Origin of the sequence: Streptomyces sp. Ru62, from assembly GCF_002920615.1 — a bacterium.
Classification (GTDB): domain Bacteria; phylum Actinomycetota; class Actinomycetes; order Streptomycetales; family Streptomycetaceae; genus Streptomyces.
The window spans coordinates 181,129-195,267 of sequence record NZ_PQSU01000016.1 but is presented as its reverse complement, the minus strand read 5'-3'; the positions used below and the strand labels follow the sequence as shown (position 1 = coordinate 195,267).

General features: G+C 71.8%; 14 protein-coding genes. 8 read left to right on the top strand and 6 right to left on the bottom strand.

Translation table 11 applies throughout. The annotated features are described in order from the left end of the window. Positions 1-7 precede the first annotated feature (7 nt). The 4 genes from efeB (at position 8) to C3492_RS22960 (ending at position 5,000) form a co-directional block, all read left to right on the top strand. Positions 8-1,288, top strand: coding sequence for an iron uptake transporter deferrochelatase/peroxidase subunit (gene efeB / locus C3492_RS22975; protein WP_103813634.1), 1,281 nt, complete (start codon positions 8-10; stop codon positions 1,286-1,288). Between the two features lie 105 nt (positions 1,289-1,393). Next, positions 1,394-2,326 (top strand): prephenate dehydratase, encoded by a 933-nt coding sequence (gene pheA / locus C3492_RS22970; RefSeq protein WP_103813633.1) that lies wholly within the window; start codon positions 1,394-1,396, stop codon positions 2,324-2,326. Positions 2,327-2,925: 599 nt separating this feature from the next. Then, complete coding sequence (serS, locus tag C3492_RS22965) at positions 2,926-4,203, top strand: serine--tRNA ligase (protein ID WP_103813632.1); 1,278 nt, start codon at positions 2,926-2,928, stop codon at positions 4,201-4,203. Next, entirely contained in the window at positions 4,200-5,000 is an 801-nt protein-coding gene (locus C3492_RS22960) for an HAD family hydrolase (protein WP_103813631.1), read from the top strand. The genes serS and C3492_RS22960 overlap by 4 nt, the downstream gene beginning before the upstream one ends. 12 nt (positions 5,001-5,012) lie before the next feature. On the opposite strand, the gene C3492_RS44705 is transcribed toward C3492_RS22960, so the two are convergent. From C3492_RS44705 to C3492_RS22935, 6 genes are all read right to left on the bottom strand, one after another. Next, positions 5,013-5,165 carry a hypothetical protein gene (locus tag C3492_RS44705; RefSeq protein ID WP_181140505.1) on the bottom strand — a complete coding sequence of 51 codons (153 nt, stop codon included), beginning with the start codon at positions 5,163-5,165 and terminating at the stop codon, positions 5,013-5,015. Positions 5,166-5,635: 470 nt separating this feature from the next. After that, positions 5,636-5,878: a hypothetical protein gene (locus tag C3492_RS22955; RefSeq protein ID WP_103813630.1), complete on the bottom strand. Its 243-nt coding sequence runs from the start codon at positions 5,876-5,878 to the stop codon at positions 5,636-5,638. Positions 5,879-5,956: 78 nt separating this feature from the next. Then, positions 5,957-6,676 (bottom strand): ABC transporter permease, encoded by a 720-nt coding sequence (locus tag C3492_RS22950; RefSeq protein WP_103813629.1) that lies wholly within the window; start codon positions 6,674-6,676, stop codon positions 5,957-5,959. A 10-nt stretch (positions 6,677-6,686) separates the two neighbouring features. Further along, on the bottom strand, positions 6,687-7,598 hold the full coding sequence (locus C3492_RS22945) for an ABC transporter ATP-binding protein (RefSeq protein ID WP_103813628.1): 912 nt from the start codon (positions 7,596-7,598) through the stop codon (positions 6,687-6,689). Positions 7,599-7,650: 52 nt separating this feature from the next. After that, positions 7,651-8,568 (bottom strand): hypothetical protein, encoded by a 918-nt coding sequence (locus tag C3492_RS22940; protein ID WP_103813627.1) that lies wholly within the window; start codon positions 8,566-8,568, stop codon positions 7,651-7,653. Further along, positions 8,558-9,517, bottom strand: a complete 960-nt coding sequence (locus tag C3492_RS22935; protein ID WP_103813626.1) for an ABC transporter ATP-binding protein — start codon at positions 9,515-9,517, stop codon at positions 8,558-8,560. The genes C3492_RS22940 and C3492_RS22935 overlap by 11 nt, the downstream gene beginning before the upstream one ends. 204 nt (positions 9,518-9,721) lie before the next feature. Between C3492_RS22935 and C3492_RS22930 the strand changes: the two genes are divergently transcribed. The 4 genes from C3492_RS22930 (at position 9,722) to C3492_RS22915 (ending at position 14,086) form a co-directional block, all read left to right on the top strand. Beyond that, positions 9,722-10,564: a M24 family metallopeptidase gene (locus C3492_RS22930; RefSeq protein WP_181140504.1), complete on the top strand. Its 843-nt coding sequence runs from the start codon at positions 9,722-9,724 to the stop codon at positions 10,562-10,564. A gap of 2 nt (positions 10,565-10,566) precedes the next feature. After that, positions 10,567-12,315, top strand: a complete 1,749-nt coding sequence (locus C3492_RS22925) for an SDR family oxidoreductase (RefSeq protein ID WP_103813624.1) — start codon at positions 10,567-10,569, stop codon at positions 12,313-12,315. A 137-nt stretch (positions 12,316-12,452) separates the two neighbouring features. After that, positions 12,453-13,001, top strand: coding sequence for an RNA 2'-phosphotransferase (locus C3492_RS22920; protein WP_103813623.1), 549 nt, complete (start codon positions 12,453-12,455; stop codon positions 12,999-13,001). Between the two features lie 182 nt (positions 13,002-13,183). Beyond that, entirely contained in the window at positions 13,184-14,086 is a 903-nt protein-coding gene (locus tag C3492_RS22915) for an LLM class flavin-dependent oxidoreductase (RefSeq protein ID WP_103813622.1), read from the top strand. The last annotated feature ends 53 nt before the right edge of the window (positions 14,087-14,139 follow it).

Here is a 14,139-nt window from a genome sequence, read left to right as displayed (position 1 = left end):
CCACACCATGCCCGACCAGTCCATCCCCCATGCCCGTACGCCCGACGCTCCGGTGGCGGAGCCCGTGTCCGGGGCGAGCGGCATCTCGCGGCGCGCCCTGCTCGGCACCGCCGGCGCCACCGGGCTGGTGCTCGGCGCGGCCGGCGGGGCCGTGGGCTACGCCTCCGCGCCCGCCGAGGCCACCCCGCTCACCTCGGTGGGCGCGGGGCGGGCGATGTTTCACGGGAAACATCAGCCCGGTATCACCGAGGGCCTCCAGGCGCGCGGCCATCTCGTGGCCTTCGACCTGGCGGCGGGGGCGGGACGCAGGGAGGCGGCGGCCCTGCTGCGCCGCTGGTCCACGACCGCCGAGCGGCTGATGGCGGGCGAGGCGGCCCCGCACGGCGACACCGATGTGGCCCGGGACGCGGGGCCGTCCTCACTGACCCTCACCTTCGGCTTCGGATACAGCTTCTTCGCCAGGACGGGCCTGGAGAAGCAGCGGCCCGGCGCGCTCGACCCGCTGCCGGACTTCTCCTCCGACCACCTCGACAAGTCCCGCAGCGACGGCGATCTGTGGGTGCAGATCGGCGCGAACGACGCCCTGGTCGCCTTCCACGCGCTGCGCGCGATCCAGAAGGACGCGGGGTCGGCCGCACGGGTGCGCTGGCAGATGAACGGCTTCAACCGCAGCCCGGGCGCCACCGCCCACCCCATGACGGCCCGCAACCTCATGGGCCAGCTCGACGGCACCCGCAACCCCAAGCCCACCGACACCGACTTCGACCAGCGGATCTTCGTGCCGGCCTCGGGCGAGCCCGCGTGGATGGCAGGCGGTTCCTACGCGGTCGTCCGCCGTATCCGCATGCTCCTGGACGACTGGGAGAAGCTGCCCCTCGCCGCCCAGGAGCGGGTCATCGGCCGCCGCAAGGCCGATGGGGCGCCGCTGTCCGGCGGCGACGAGACGACCCCGATGGACCTGGAGAAGACCGACGCGCACGGCGACTACGTCGTCCCGCTCAACGCGCACGCCCGGATCACCCGGCCCGACAAGAACGGCGGCGCGGCCATGCTGCGGCGCCCGTTCTCCTATCACGACGGCATCGACGCGGACGGCACGCCCGACGCCGGACTCCTCTTCATCTGCTGGCAGGCGGACCCGTTGCGCGGATTCGTCCCGGTGCAGCGCAAGCTCGACCGGGGTGACGCGCTGTCGAAGTACATCCGGCACGAGGCGAGCGGCCTGTTCGCGGTGCCGGGCGGTGCGGCGCCGGGAGAATACGTGGGGCAGCGGCTGCTGGAGGGGTGACCCCGGGCGCCGGCGGTATGGGGTGGACCGGGTTCAAACCACCTGGTCGAGTGGTTGTCGTGAGATGCCTCAGCCGACCGGGCCTGCGGCCATTAGGGTGAGGACATGCCAGCGAGCTATGCCTATCTCGGCCCGGAGGGCACCTTCACGGAGGTCGCCCTGCGCACGCTTCCGGAGGCGGCCACCCGGGAGCTGATCCCGTACGTCTCGGTGCAGTCCGCGCTGGACGCGGTCCGGGCCGGCGAGGCCGAGGCCGCGTTCGTGCCGATCGAGAACTCCGTCGAGGGCGGCATCACCACCACCCTGGACGAGCTGGTCGCGGGTGAGCCCCTGATGATCTACCGCGAGGTGCTGCTGTCGATCACCTTCGCGCTGCTGGTCCGCCCCGGCACGAAGCTCGCGGACATCAAGACGGTCTCCGCCCACCCGGCGGCCCAGCCCCAGGTGCGCAACTGGTTGCGCGCGAACCTCCCGGAGGCCACCTGGGAGTCGGCGGCCTCCAACGCGGACGCCGCCCGCCTGGTCCAGGAGGGCCGCTACGACGCCGCCTTCGCCGGCGAGTTCGCGGCCGCCCGCTACGGCCTCGAAGCGCTGGAGACCGGGATCCACGACGCGGAGAACGCGCAGACCCGGTTCGTACTGGTCGGCCGTCCGGCCCGGCCGGCCGCGCCCAGCGGTGCCGACAAGACCTCCGTGGTGCTGTGGCAGCGGGACGACCACCCCGGCGCCCTGCGCGACCTGCTCGGCGAGTTCGCCTCGCGCGGCATCAACCTCATGCTGCTCCAGTCCCGGCCGACCGGTGCCGGGATCGGCAACTACTGCTTCTGCATCGACGCCGAGGGGCACATCGCCGACCGGCGGATGGCGGAGGCGCTGATGGGGCTGCGGCGGATCTGTCTCCAGGTGCGCTTCCTCGGCTCCTATCCGCGCGCGGACATCGCGCCGGGCGGGGCCAGGCCGACGCTGCCGGGCACGTCCGACGAGGAGTTCATGGCGGCCGCGGACTGGGTGGCGCGCTGCCAGGACGGCCGGTTCTGACGTCCGGTTCAGCCCGTCGCACGTGCGGACGCCGACCGGTCGTACCTGCGGACGAAGGTTATCCACAGAAGTTATCCACAGGTTCCCTTCTCGACCTGGGGACAAGTCGACACAGCGGTGCCGTCCGGTCGACAAATCGCCCTGGAAGCCCCGGCCGGGGCCACCGGCGCCTGACCTACCCTTCGTCCACGCGTTTCCTTTGGTTCATCTTTTGGGGCGACCGTTTGCCACCCGAAGGTGGGTGTCGATGCGGTTTGACCCGGGAATTCTTCAGTCCGTTCGCGCTTTCCGGAGTGATCAATTCCGAAGTCCACAGATCTTCCACACAGCCTGTGGATAACTCTTCGGAGGGTGTGGACCGCTGTGGACAACCGGCCTGCCAAATCCCGTTCTCCACAAGGAAGTCGGGTCAACCCGGCGCCCGGGACGTGGCCCGTCCCAGGGAGTGAGACACTTTCCCCTTGACGCTCGGCATGGCGTACGGACGACAGAGCGGAACACGCCCGGCAATTACCGCATAACGGAACGTATGCCGCGAATCAGAACTCCCCGGATCGGTGATTCGTGAGCCGCGACCCCGCACCGGTAGCCTTGCCCTCGTGATTGACCTTCGCCTGCTCCGTGAGGACCCCGACCGTGTGCGCGCGTCCCAGCGCGCCCGTGGAGAGGACGTCGCGCTCGTCGACGCCCTCCTGTCTGCCGACGAGCGGCGCAGGTCCTCCGGCGTCCGCTTCGACGAGCTGCGCGCCGAGCAGAAGCAGCTCGGCAAGCTGATCCCCAAGGCCACCGCCGAGGAGAAGGCCGAGCTGCTGGGGCGCGCCGAGCAGCTGAAGGCGGACGTGAAGACCGCCGACGCCGAGCGCGACGCCGCCGACGCCGAGACCCAGGAGCTGCTGCTCAAGCTCGGCAACCTCGTCCACCCCGACGTGCCCGTCGGCGGCGAGGAGGACTTCGTCACGCTGGAGACGCACGGCACGATCCGCGACTTCGGCGCCGAGGGCTTCGAGCCCAAGGACCACCTGGAGCTCGGCCAGCTGCTCGGCGCGATCGACGTCGAGCGCGGCGCCAAGGTCTCCGGCTCCCGCTTCTACTTCCTCACCGGTGTCGGCGCCCTGCTGGAGCTGGCTCTGGTGAACGCGGCGATCGCCCAGGCCACCGCCGCCGGCTTCACGCCGATGCTCACCCCGGCGCTGGTCCGCCCGCAGTCCATGGCCGGCACCGGCTTCCTCGGCCAGGCCGCCCAGGACGTCTACCACCTCGACAAGGACGACCTCTACCTGGTCGGCACCTCCGAGGTCCCGCTGGCGGCTTACCACATGGACGAGATCATCGACGCGGACCGGCTGCCGCTGCGGTACGCGGGCTTCTCCCCGTGCTTCCGTCGCGAGGCGGGTTCGCACGGCAAGGACACCCGGGGCATCTTCCGCGTGCACCAGTTCGACAAGGTCGAGATGTTCTCGTACGTCGCCCCCGAGGACTCGCAGGCCGAGCACCAGCGCCTGCTGGAGTGGGAGAAGCAGTGGCTGACCTCGCTGGAGCTGCCGTTCCGCGTCATCGACGTGGCCTCCGGTGACCTCGGCTCCTCGGCCGCCCGCAAGTTCGACTGCGAGGCGTGGATCCCGACCCAGGGCAAGTACCGCGAGCTGACCTCGACCTCGGACTGCACCGAGTTCCAGTCCCGCCGGCTGTCCATCCGGGTCCGCGACGGCAAGCAGGTCAAGCCGCTCGCCACCCTCAACGGCACGCTGTGCGCCGTACCGCGCACCATCGTGGCGATCCTGGAGAACCACCAGCAGGCCGACGGCTCCGTCCGGGTCCCCGAGGTGCTGCGCCCCTACCTGGGCGGCCGTGAGGTCCTGGAGCCGGTCGCCAAGTGACCGGCTTCCCGTACCGGCTGATCGCCACCGATCTCGACGGGACGCTCCTGCGCTCCGACGAGTCGGTCTCGCGGCGCACCCGTGACGCGCTCGCCGCGGCCACCGCGGCGGGCGCCGCGCACATCGTCGTCACCGGCCGCGCGGTCCCCTGGACCAGGCACATCCTGGACGACCTCGGTTACGACGGCCTCGCCGTCTGCGGTCAGGGCGCCCAGGTGTACGACGCCGGCTCCCACCGTCTGCTGACCTCGGTCACCCTGGACCGGCAGCTCGCGGGCGTGGCCCTCGCCAAGATCGAGGCGGAGGTGGGTCCGCTGTACCTGGCGGCCAGCCGGGACGGCCTGGACGGCGAGGTGCTGGTGGGCCCGGGCTACGCGGTCACCGGCAAGCTGCCCGCCACCCCGTTCACGGACGCCTCCGACCTCTGGACGGCACCGCTGAACAAGATCTACATACAACATCCGACGATGGGCGACGACGAGCTGGCCGAGGCCGCCCGGCAGGCGGCCGGCGGCTTCGTCACGGTGGCCATGGCGGGCGAGGGCATCGTGGAGCTGCTCCCGCTCGGCCTGTCCAAGGCCACGGGCCTGTCCCTGGCGGCCCGCCGCCTGGGCCTGAAGGCCGCCGACACGATCGCCTTCGGCGACATGCCCAACGACATCCCGATGTTCGCCTGGGCGGCCCGCGGCGTGGCGATGGCCAACGCCCACGCCGAACTGCGGGCGGTGGCCGACGAGATCACGTCCTCCAACGAGGAGGACGGGATCGCGGTCGTACTGGAGCGCCTGCTCGGCTAGCGGGCCGCCGCGTCAGGGCAGGCAGCGGGCCAGGGCCAGGTAGGTCTCGGCGTCCCCGGCGGCCGCGATCCCGCCGTCGGCCTGGATCACGCCGTCGGCCTGGATCACGCCGTCGCACGCGTGGCCGACGACCCCGGGGGGAGCCGGTGACCACCTTGCCGTCACCGTCGAAACCGGTGTCCAGGGAGCCGTCGGCGTTGAGCCGGGCCGGCGCGAACCGGCTGCTGCCGCCGGGAGCGACGTGTCGTCGCCGTCGAACGCCGCGGCGGCCAGGGCACCGGCGCGGGCCGACAGCCGCCGAGGACCGACAAGATCGCCGACGCCAGGGGGACTTGACCGCCAGGGGCGGCCGAGCCCCCGTGGCCGCGGCTGGGTGGGCGGCCCACGCGAGAGCGACATCGCGTGCTCGAAGCGGCCGCCCGGGCAGTCCCCGTGGCTCCACGGAGGGGTGGCACATCACTCCGGAGCCGGCCTCGGGCTGCCCTGTCGGGAGCTGGGCGTACTGCCGTGCATGGGCGTCGCCCACCTCCGCTCCCAGTCGGTGACGCCGGGACGATCCCGGCAGATGGGGCACAACCACTGTGCCCCGCGCCGGAGTCGGACGCCACCGAATAAGACGAACAGACGGACGACCGCTAGCGGCGACGCCATCTGCGGCGCCGCACCTTGCTGAAGAACCAGCCGGCCGGCGGCTCGTCGGAGCGCCACGGCTGCGGCTCGGGTGCCTCGGCCCGCCAGCGCGCGGCGAGCATCCGGGCCCGGGCCGACGGTTCGGAGGTCCCGGCCGCCCGGACGAACGTCTCGTCCAGGACGACGTCGTCCCACCTGTCCTCGCCGGTCCGCTCCCGCGCTTCGTGCTGCGGCGTCTCCTCAGCCATCTCCGGCCTCCTAGCCGTACGTCCGCTGAGCCCAGTGTGCCCGGGCCGGGGTGAAGCCCCCGTCAAGGCCGGGACCCGTCACTCCTCGCCCGCGAGCGTCAGCGACCGCAGCTTCTGGCCGGCGTACCAGGTGGCCAGGACGGTGACCGCCACCAGCAGCACGGTGGCCGTCGGCAGGCCCACCTCGGAGGTCACCAGATCCCCTCCGGCCATCTTGTGGGCGACGGCCAGCGACCACTGCTGGACGCTCAGGGTGCGCGCGCCCGGCACCAGGGAGCCGAACAACGCCTCCCAGACCAGGGCGTAGACGAGCCCGAAGACCACCGCGTGCCGGGAGACCGTGCCCAGCAGCAGGAACAGCGCCGAGTAGGCGATGGAGGAGACGAGCGCGGCGACCGTGTAGGCGACGGCGATCTGCTGGCCGTTGCCGTTCAGGATCAGGCCGGCGATCAGGGTCGGCACCGCCGAGAAGACCATGGTCACGGCGATGGCGACGATCAGCTTGGTGAAGATGATCGTGGGCCGCTTGAGCGGCTTGGACAGCAGGTAGACGACGGAGCCGTCGTCGATCTCCGGGCCGATCGCACCGGTGCCGGCGATGACACCGATGATCGGCACCATGGTGGCGAGCGCGAAGCCGCCGAGAACGTCCGAGGCCGTCTGGTCGTCGGCTCCGGTCAGGGCGCGGACGGCCACGGAGATCACGATGAGCAGCAGCGGCAGCGCGCCGAGGATGAGGGCCCGGCGGCGGCCGAGCAGGGCCCGGTAGGTGAGCCGGGCGACGGTGGGGTCGTACATCTTCGGCCTCCTACGCCGCGACCAGGTACGAGAAGACGGACTCCAGGGACTCGTCGGACGGCGAGACCGTGAGGAGCCGGATGCCGTGGTCCCTGGCGACCTTCGGCAGCAGGGCGGTGAAGCGGCCGAAGTCGACGGCCTGGATGCGCAGGGCGCCCTCGGCGTGGTCGACCTCGATGCCCGCCGTCGACGGGTCGGCGATCAACGCGGCCGCGAGGGCGCGGTCGTCGCTGGAGCGGACCAGGTAGCGGTGCGGGCGGTCGGTCATCAGACGGCGGATCTTGCGGAAGTCGCCGCTGGCCGCGTGCCGTCCGGCGACCACGACCTCGATGTGCCAGGCGAGCTGCTCGACCTCTTCGAGGATGTGGGACGAGAACAGCACCGTGCGGCCCTCGTCGCCCATCTTCCGCAGCAGGTCCATGAGCTGCATGCGCTGGCGCGGGTCCATGCCGTTGAACGGCTCGTCCAGCAGGAGCAGCGAGGGGTCGTGGACCAGGGCGGACGCCATCTTCACGCGCTGGCGCATGCCCTTGGAGTACGTGGAGATCTTCCGGTCCTGGGCGTACTCCATCTCGACCGTGGCGAGGGCGCGCTGGGCGGCCTTGTCGCCGAGGCCGTGCAGTTCGGCGTTGGCGACGACGAATTCACGGCCGGTGAGGAAGTCGTACATCGCCTCCCGCTCGGGGACGATGCCGATGTGCCGGTAGATCGCCTCGTTGCGCCAGACCTGCTGCCCGTCGAGGGTGACGGTGCCGGTGGAGGGGGCGAGGAAGCCGCCCATCATGTTGATGAGGGTGGACTTGCCGGCGCCGTTGGGGCCGAGCAGACCGGTGACACCGGGGCCGATGGTCATGGTGATGTCGTTGACGGCGACCACGTTGCCGAACCAGCGGGAGACGTGGTCGATGGTGAGAGTGCTCATGGGCGCAGCCCGTTCCTTGGAAGGGTGGTGGCGGGAGACGGGCTGGGCGCGGTCACAGTCCCACCTTCTTGTAGCGGCGCATCAGGAGGCCGTAGCTGGCGGCGATCAGGCCCAGGACGACCAGGACGTACACCGCGCCCTCGCCGTTGCCGGGGCCGGCCGCGCCGGGGAACGCCGAACTCGCGCCGAGGAAGGCGGACTGGACGCCGTCGATGAGTGTGACGGGCGAGAACAGCCCGATCCAGGGGATGGCGCCGGTGCTGTTCTGCGCGTCGGCGATGGCCTGGAGCGTGGAGACGGCGCCGTAGGAGATGGTCAGTACGGCGATGACGGCCGCGATGCCGAAGCCGCGCCGCGGGGTGACCGAGGCGATGACCAGGCCGATGCCGGCGAAGAGCAGTGAGAGCAGTGCCACGGAGACGAGTCCCTGTGCGAATCCCTTGGTCTGGTCGGCGAAGTCCAGCTTGGCCAGCAGCGCGCCCACGTAGAGCACGATCAGCGGGGCCGCCGTGAGGACGAACAGCGCGGAGGCCAGCGCCGCGTACTTCGCGCGGACGTAGTCGGCGGTCTCGATCGGCCGCGAGAAGTACAGCGGGACGGTCTTGAAACGCAGGTCGCGCGAGACGGACTGGGGCGCCTGCGAGGCGACGTACAGGCTGATGACGGCCTGCATGATGATCGCGTAGCGCGTGTAGTCGACGGGCAGTTCCCTGGCCTTGGTGGCGATCGCGACGGCGACCATGATGGCCGCGGGCACGCACATCACCACGAACAGCAGCATCGGCAGCACCTTGGACTTGACCGAGCGGCCGAGGCCGTAGGCGCCGCGCAGGGACTGCGAGTACAGGGAGCGGGTGGCGTAGGAGCGGCCGAGGCGGGGGCCGTCGTAGTTGCGGTAGCCGATGTTGTGGATGCGGGTCTGGTCACCCGGGGTCGCGGCGGATGCCGGCAGGGGCTGCTCAACTGCCATGGACGGCCGCCTCCTTCCGCTGCTCGTCCTCGGTGAAGACCTCCGAGATGTGGTGCCGGCGCTGCTCCATGCGCACCAGCCCGAGGCCCAGGTCGGCGACGACGTCACGGACCAGGTCGTACGTCTCCTCGCCCTGCGCCGTCAGGAGCAGGATGTGGCCGGCGCCCGGCAGGCCGCTGCCGGCCTCGACCCTCACCCCGCGCGCGTGCAGCGCCTCGCGCATCGCGCGCGTGCCGTCGGGGTGCTCGTCGGTGTCGGTGACCTCGACGGCGAGCGTGGTCGTGGTCTGGGTGAAGTCGGTGGTGGAGCTGGAGCGCAGGAGCTTGCCGCCGTCGATGACGACGACGTGGTCGCAGGTGCGTTCCAGCTCGCCCAGCAGGTGCGAGGTGACCAGGACCGAGATGCCGAAGTCGGTGTGGATGCGGCGGATCAGGCCGAGCATCTCGTCGCGGCCGACCGGGTCGAGGCCGTTGGTCGGCTCGTCCAGGAAGACCAGCTGGGGGTCGTGCACCAGCGCCTGGGCGAGCTTCACCCGCTGCTTCATGCCGGTCGAGTAGCCGCCGATGGGGCGGTACCGCTCCTCGTACAGCCCGACATGGCGCAGGGTGTCGGCGGTGCGCTCGCGGGCGGCGGCGGGCGGCAGGCCGGACATGCGGGCCATGTGGACGACGAACTCGGTGGCCGAGACGTCCGGCGGCAGGCAGTCGTGCTCCGGCATGTACCCGACGCGCTCGCGGATGGCGGCGCCCTTGGTGGCGACGTCGAGGCCGAGCACCTCGGCACGGCCCTCCGTGGCGGGGGACAGGCCCAGCAGTATCTTGATCAGGGTGGACTTGCCGGCGCCGTTGGCCCCGACGAGTCCGGTCACACCGGGTCCGATGTCCACGGACAGCCGGTCGAGCGCGGTCACCCGGGGGAACCGTTTGCTCAGGCTTTCGGTCGCGATCACAGTCACGTCGTCGACAGTAGTGACGCGGACCACGTCCGTCGTCAGACCGAAGAGCAGTCTTCGCGTCAGACTCCAGATGTAGGGGTTCCGTAAGGGAGCCCCTCCTTGAGAGGTACGGGCCCCCTGTTGACGTCCGGTCTAACAAGTGCGAGATTCGGCGGTGTCAAGTTACGGGCACGTACCGCGATGGTGGGACGGAGTGGCATGGCGACGACGTCGACCCGGGAGCGCTCGGCGGAGCTGCGGGGGTTCCGGACCGTGCAGCGCCTCGCCTACGACTGCGCGGAGGCGGTCGCGGCCCGCCTGGAGCCGGGCGTGACCGAGCGCGAGGCGGCCCGGATGCAGCGCGAGTGGCTGCGCGAGCGCGGGGTGCGGGACTGGTTCCACCTGCCCTTCGCCTGGTTCGGGGACCGCACGGCGTTCGTGGGCTTCCGCGTGCCGCTGCAGTTCTTCCCCACCGGCCGCGCGCTGGAGCCCGGGATGCCGTTCATCCTCGACCTGGCGCCGGTGTACGAGGGGTACACGGCGGACATCGGCTACTCGGGCTCGCTGGGCGCGAACCCGGTGCAGGACCGGCTGATGGCCGACCTGGAGGCACACCGCGAGCTGATCCTGCGCGAGGTGCGCGAGCGGCGCCCGCTGCGGGAGATCTACCAGGACGTGGACCGGCTCATGGTCCGCCAGGGCTACGCCAACCGGCACCGCGCCTACCCCTTCGGGGTGATCGCCCACAAGGTGGACCGGGTGCGGCAGCGCCGCTGGTCACCCCATCTGTTCGGGTTCGGCACCCAGTCCCTGAAGGGCCTCGCCGCCGACGCGCTGCACGGCCACCGCGAGGGCTGGTCGCCGCTGTGGTCGCCGTACCGCTTCTCGGACCACCCCCCGCGGCCGGGCCTCTGGGCGGTCGAACCCCACCTCGGGTTCCGGGGGACGGGCGCGAAGTTCGAGGAGATCCTGGTGGTCACCGACTCCCGGGACCCCGAGGAGAGCGCGTTCTGGCTGGACGACGATCTGCCGCACACGCGGCGCCGGGCGGAGGAGGAGTGACCTTGGAGGGTGCACGCGAGCGCCGGGTGCGCACGGGCGGGGTCGAGCTGTGCGTCGCCGAGCTGGGCGACCCCGGCCGGCCGACGGTGGTGCTGGTGCACGGCTACCCGGACAGCAAGGAGGTCTGGTCGGAGGTCGCCGTCCGGCTCGCCGGCCGCTTCCACGTCGTCCTCTACGACGTCCGGGGCCACGGCCGCTCCACGGCACCCCGGCCGCTGCGCGGCGGCTTCACCCTGGCCAAGCTCACCGACGACTTCCTGGCCGTCGTGGACGCGGTCAGCCCGGACCGGCCGGTGCACCTCGTCGGACACGACTGGGGCTCGGTGCAGTCCTGGGAGTTCGTCACGGTGGGCCGTACGGAGGGCCGTATCGCCTCCTTCACCTCGATCTCGGGGCCGTCCCTCGACCACTTCGGGCACTGGATCAACGCGCGCGTGAAGCGCCCCACGCCCCGCCGGGTGGGCCAGCTCCTCGGCCAGGGCGCCAAGTCCTGGTACGTGTACCTGCTGCACACGCCTGTCCTGCCGGAGCTGGCCTGGCGCGGTCCGCTCGGCAAGCGCTGGCCGAAGATCCTGGAGCGGGCCGAGCGGGTCCCCGGCGGCGACTACCCGACCACCTCGCTCCCCACCGACGCGGCGCACGGCGCCTGGCTGTACCGGGACAACGTCCGCGCGCGGCTGCGCAGGCCGCGCCCCGACGCGTTCGCCCACGCGCCCGTGCAGCTCATCACGCCCCAGGGCGACGCGTTCCTCTCCGAGCGGCTGTACGACGACCTGGAGCGGTGGGCGCCCCGGCTGACGCGCCGCACGCTCCCGGCCGGGCACTGGGTCCCGCGCACGCGCCCCGACCAGGTGGCCGCCTGGATCGAGGAGTTCGCGACGTCCGTCGAGGGCGGCCGTCCCGCCCCGCGGCCCACCGGGCGCCACGCCGACCGGTTCGCCGGACAGCTGGTGCTGGTCACCGGCGCGGGCAGCGGGATCGGCCGGGCCACGGCGTTCGCCTTCGCCGAGGCCGGGGCGCGCGTGATCGCCGTCGACCGCGACGCCGAGGCCGCCGCCCGCACCGCCGAGCTCTCCCGGCTGGCCGGCGCGCCCGAGACCTGGGCGGAGCCGGCCGACGTCTCCGACGAGCAGGCCATGGAGAAGCTCGCGGAGAAGGTCCACCACGAGTACGGCGTGCTGGACGTGCTCGTCAACAACGCGGGCATCGGTCTGTCGGGCTCCTTCTTCGCCACGACGACCGACGACTGGCGCAAGGTGCTGGACGTGAACCTGTGGGGCGTGATCCACGGCTGCCGGCTCTTCGGCGCGCGGATGGCCGAGCGCGGTCAGGGCGGCCACATCGTCAACGTCGCGTCGGCCGCCGCCTACCAGCCCTCGCGCGTGCTACCCGCCTACGGCACCTCCAAGGCGGCGGTCCTGATGCTCTCCGAGTGCCTGCGCGCCGAGCTCGCCGCACAGGGCATCGGCGTCACAGCGGTCTGCCCGGGCTTCGTCAACACCGGCATCACCTCCACGGCCCGCTTCACCGGTGTCGACGAGGAGGAGGAACGCCGCCGCCGGCAGCGGACGGCCCGTCTGTACGGCCTGCGCAACTACCCACCGGAGAAGGTGGCCGACGCGATCCTGGACGCGGTGGCCGGCAACAGGGCGGTGGCGCCGGTGACCCCGGAGGCCCGCGGCGCCCACCTGCTGTCACGCTTCGCGCCGGGGCTGCTGAGGAGGATCGCGCGGGTGGAACCGAGGTTGTGACGCGAAAGGCCGCACAGCGCACGGCAGTTGTCCACATCTTCAATCAATCCGCCTGTGGATAACCGCACTTGGTTGTGGATCAAACCTCGGAGTGAAAACAAGCTGCGTGATCCGTGTCTCTCCCGCACGCTGGACCCATGGACGAACGCCGCACCGTGAAGGTGTCGAAGTACCTCTCCAGACACCTGCGGCACCAGCCCGGGAGGATCGGGCTCACGCCGGACCCCGGCGGCTGGGTGGAGATCGACACACTGATCGCCGCGGCCGCCGCCCACGGGTTCCCGTTCAGCCGCGCGGAGCTCGATCACGTCGTCGCCGCCAACGACAAACGGCGTTTCGCCGTCGAGAACGGCAGGATCCGCGCCAGTCAGGGTCACAGCATCGAGGTCGACCTCGGTCTGCCCCCGGTGGCCCCACCGCCGTACCTGTACCACGGCACGGTCGCCCGCCACCTGGACGCGATTCGCGCGGAGGGCCTGCGTCCCATGAACCGGCACGCCGTGCACCTCTCCGCCGACCGGGAGACCGCGACCCGTGTCGGCGCCCGCCGGGGCAGGCCCGTGGTGCTGTCCGTGGACTCCGGCGCGATGCACCGCGACGGCCATGTGTTCCACATCAGCGCCAACGGCGTCTGGCTGACCGCGACCGTCCCGCCGCGCTACCTGCGCTTCCCCGGCCCGCACTGAGCACTGCGCGGCGGGCGGACACCGGGAACACACGGTGGCCGGCCAGCACAGAGAACACCCAGTGGCCGGCCGGCACATGGGTCCCACCACTCGGTGACCACTCGGTGACCACTCCGTGGCCGCCGGACCGCACACGGTGACCGTTTCGTCCGTTGCCGAGGGGGCCGCTTACGCTCGGACGCATGAGTCTGCGTCTGAGCACCGTGATCCTGCCGTACCGCCGCTGGCACGAGGGTGGCCGTTCGGCCTGGGTACGCGCCGAGCAGCTCGGCTTCCACACGGCGTACACCTACGACCACCTGTCCTGGCGCAGCTTCCGTGACGGCCCCTGGTTCGGTGCGATCCCGACGCTGACGGCGGCCGCGGCGGCCACCGACCGGCTTCGCCTCGGCACGCTGGTCACGTCGCCGAACTTCCGCCACCCGGTGACCCTCGCCAAGGAACTCGTCTCGCTGGACGACATCTCCGGCGGCCGGGTCACCCTCGGCATCGGCGCGGGCGGCACCGGGTTCGACGCCACCGCCCTCGGCCAGGAACCGTGGAGCCCGCGCGAGCGCGCCGACCGGTTCGCCGAGTTCGTGCCCCTGCTCGACCGGCTCCTCACCGAGGACGCGGTGTCCTCCGAGGGCCGCTTCTACTCGGCGCACGAGGCCCGGAACATCCCGGGCTGTGTGCAGCGGCCCCGGCTGCCGTTCGCGGTGGCGGCCACCGGCCCACGCGGCCTGAGGCTCGCCGCGCGGTACGGCCAGGCGTGGGTGACCACCGGCGACCCGAAGCTGTACGAGACGGGTACGCCGGAGCAGTCCGTCGCTGCCCTGCGCGGCCAGATCGGCAAGCTGACCGAGGCGTGCGCGGCCGCCGGGCGGGACATCGCCGAACTGGACAAGGTCCTGCTCACCGGCTTCACCCCGGACCGCGGCCGGCCGCTCGCGTCCCTGGACGCCTTCGTGGACTTCGCCGGCCGTCACCAGGAACTGGGCTTCACCGAGATCGTGATCCACTGGCCGATCCCGGACTCCGTTTTCGCCGCCGATGAGAAGGTCTTCGAGCGGATCGCCATGGAAGCCCTCGCCCAGCTGGACTGACCCCGGAACCAGCCCTCCGCACCGGCCGCGCCGAGCGTCGCCTGCGTCTCATC

Coding starts and splice junctions, on each gene's coding strand:
- C3492_RS22930 (WP_181140504.1), top strand. CDS start 9,722: ATGGCGACGACGTCGACCCGGGAGCGCTCGGCGGAGCTGCGGGGGTTC.
- C3492_RS22950 (WP_103813629.1), bottom strand. CDS start 6,676: ATGTACGACCCCACCGTCGCCCGGCTCACCTACCGGGCCCTGCTCGGC.
- C3492_RS22920 (WP_103813623.1), top strand. CDS start 12,453: ATGGACGAACGCCGCACCGTGAAGGTGTCGAAGTACCTCTCCAGACAC.
- pheA (WP_103813633.1), top strand. CDS start 1,394: ATGCCAGCGAGCTATGCCTATCTCGGCCCGGAGGGCACCTTCACGGAG.
- C3492_RS22955 (WP_103813630.1), bottom strand. CDS start 5,878: ATGGCTGAGGAGACGCCGCAGCACGAAGCGCGGGAGCGGACCGGCGAG.
- efeB (WP_103813634.1), top strand. CDS start 8: ATGCCCGACCAGTCCATCCCCCATGCCCGTACGCCCGACGCTCCGGTG.
- C3492_RS22940 (WP_103813627.1), bottom strand. CDS start 8,568: ATGGCAGTTGAGCAGCCCCTGCCGGCATCCGCCGCGACCCCGGGTGAC.
- C3492_RS22915 (WP_103813622.1), top strand. CDS start 13,184: ATGAGTCTGCGTCTGAGCACCGTGATCCTGCCGTACCGCCGCTGGCAC.
- C3492_RS22945 (WP_103813628.1), bottom strand. CDS start 7,598: ATGAGCACTCTCACCATCGACCACGTCTCCCGCTGGTTCGGCAACGTG.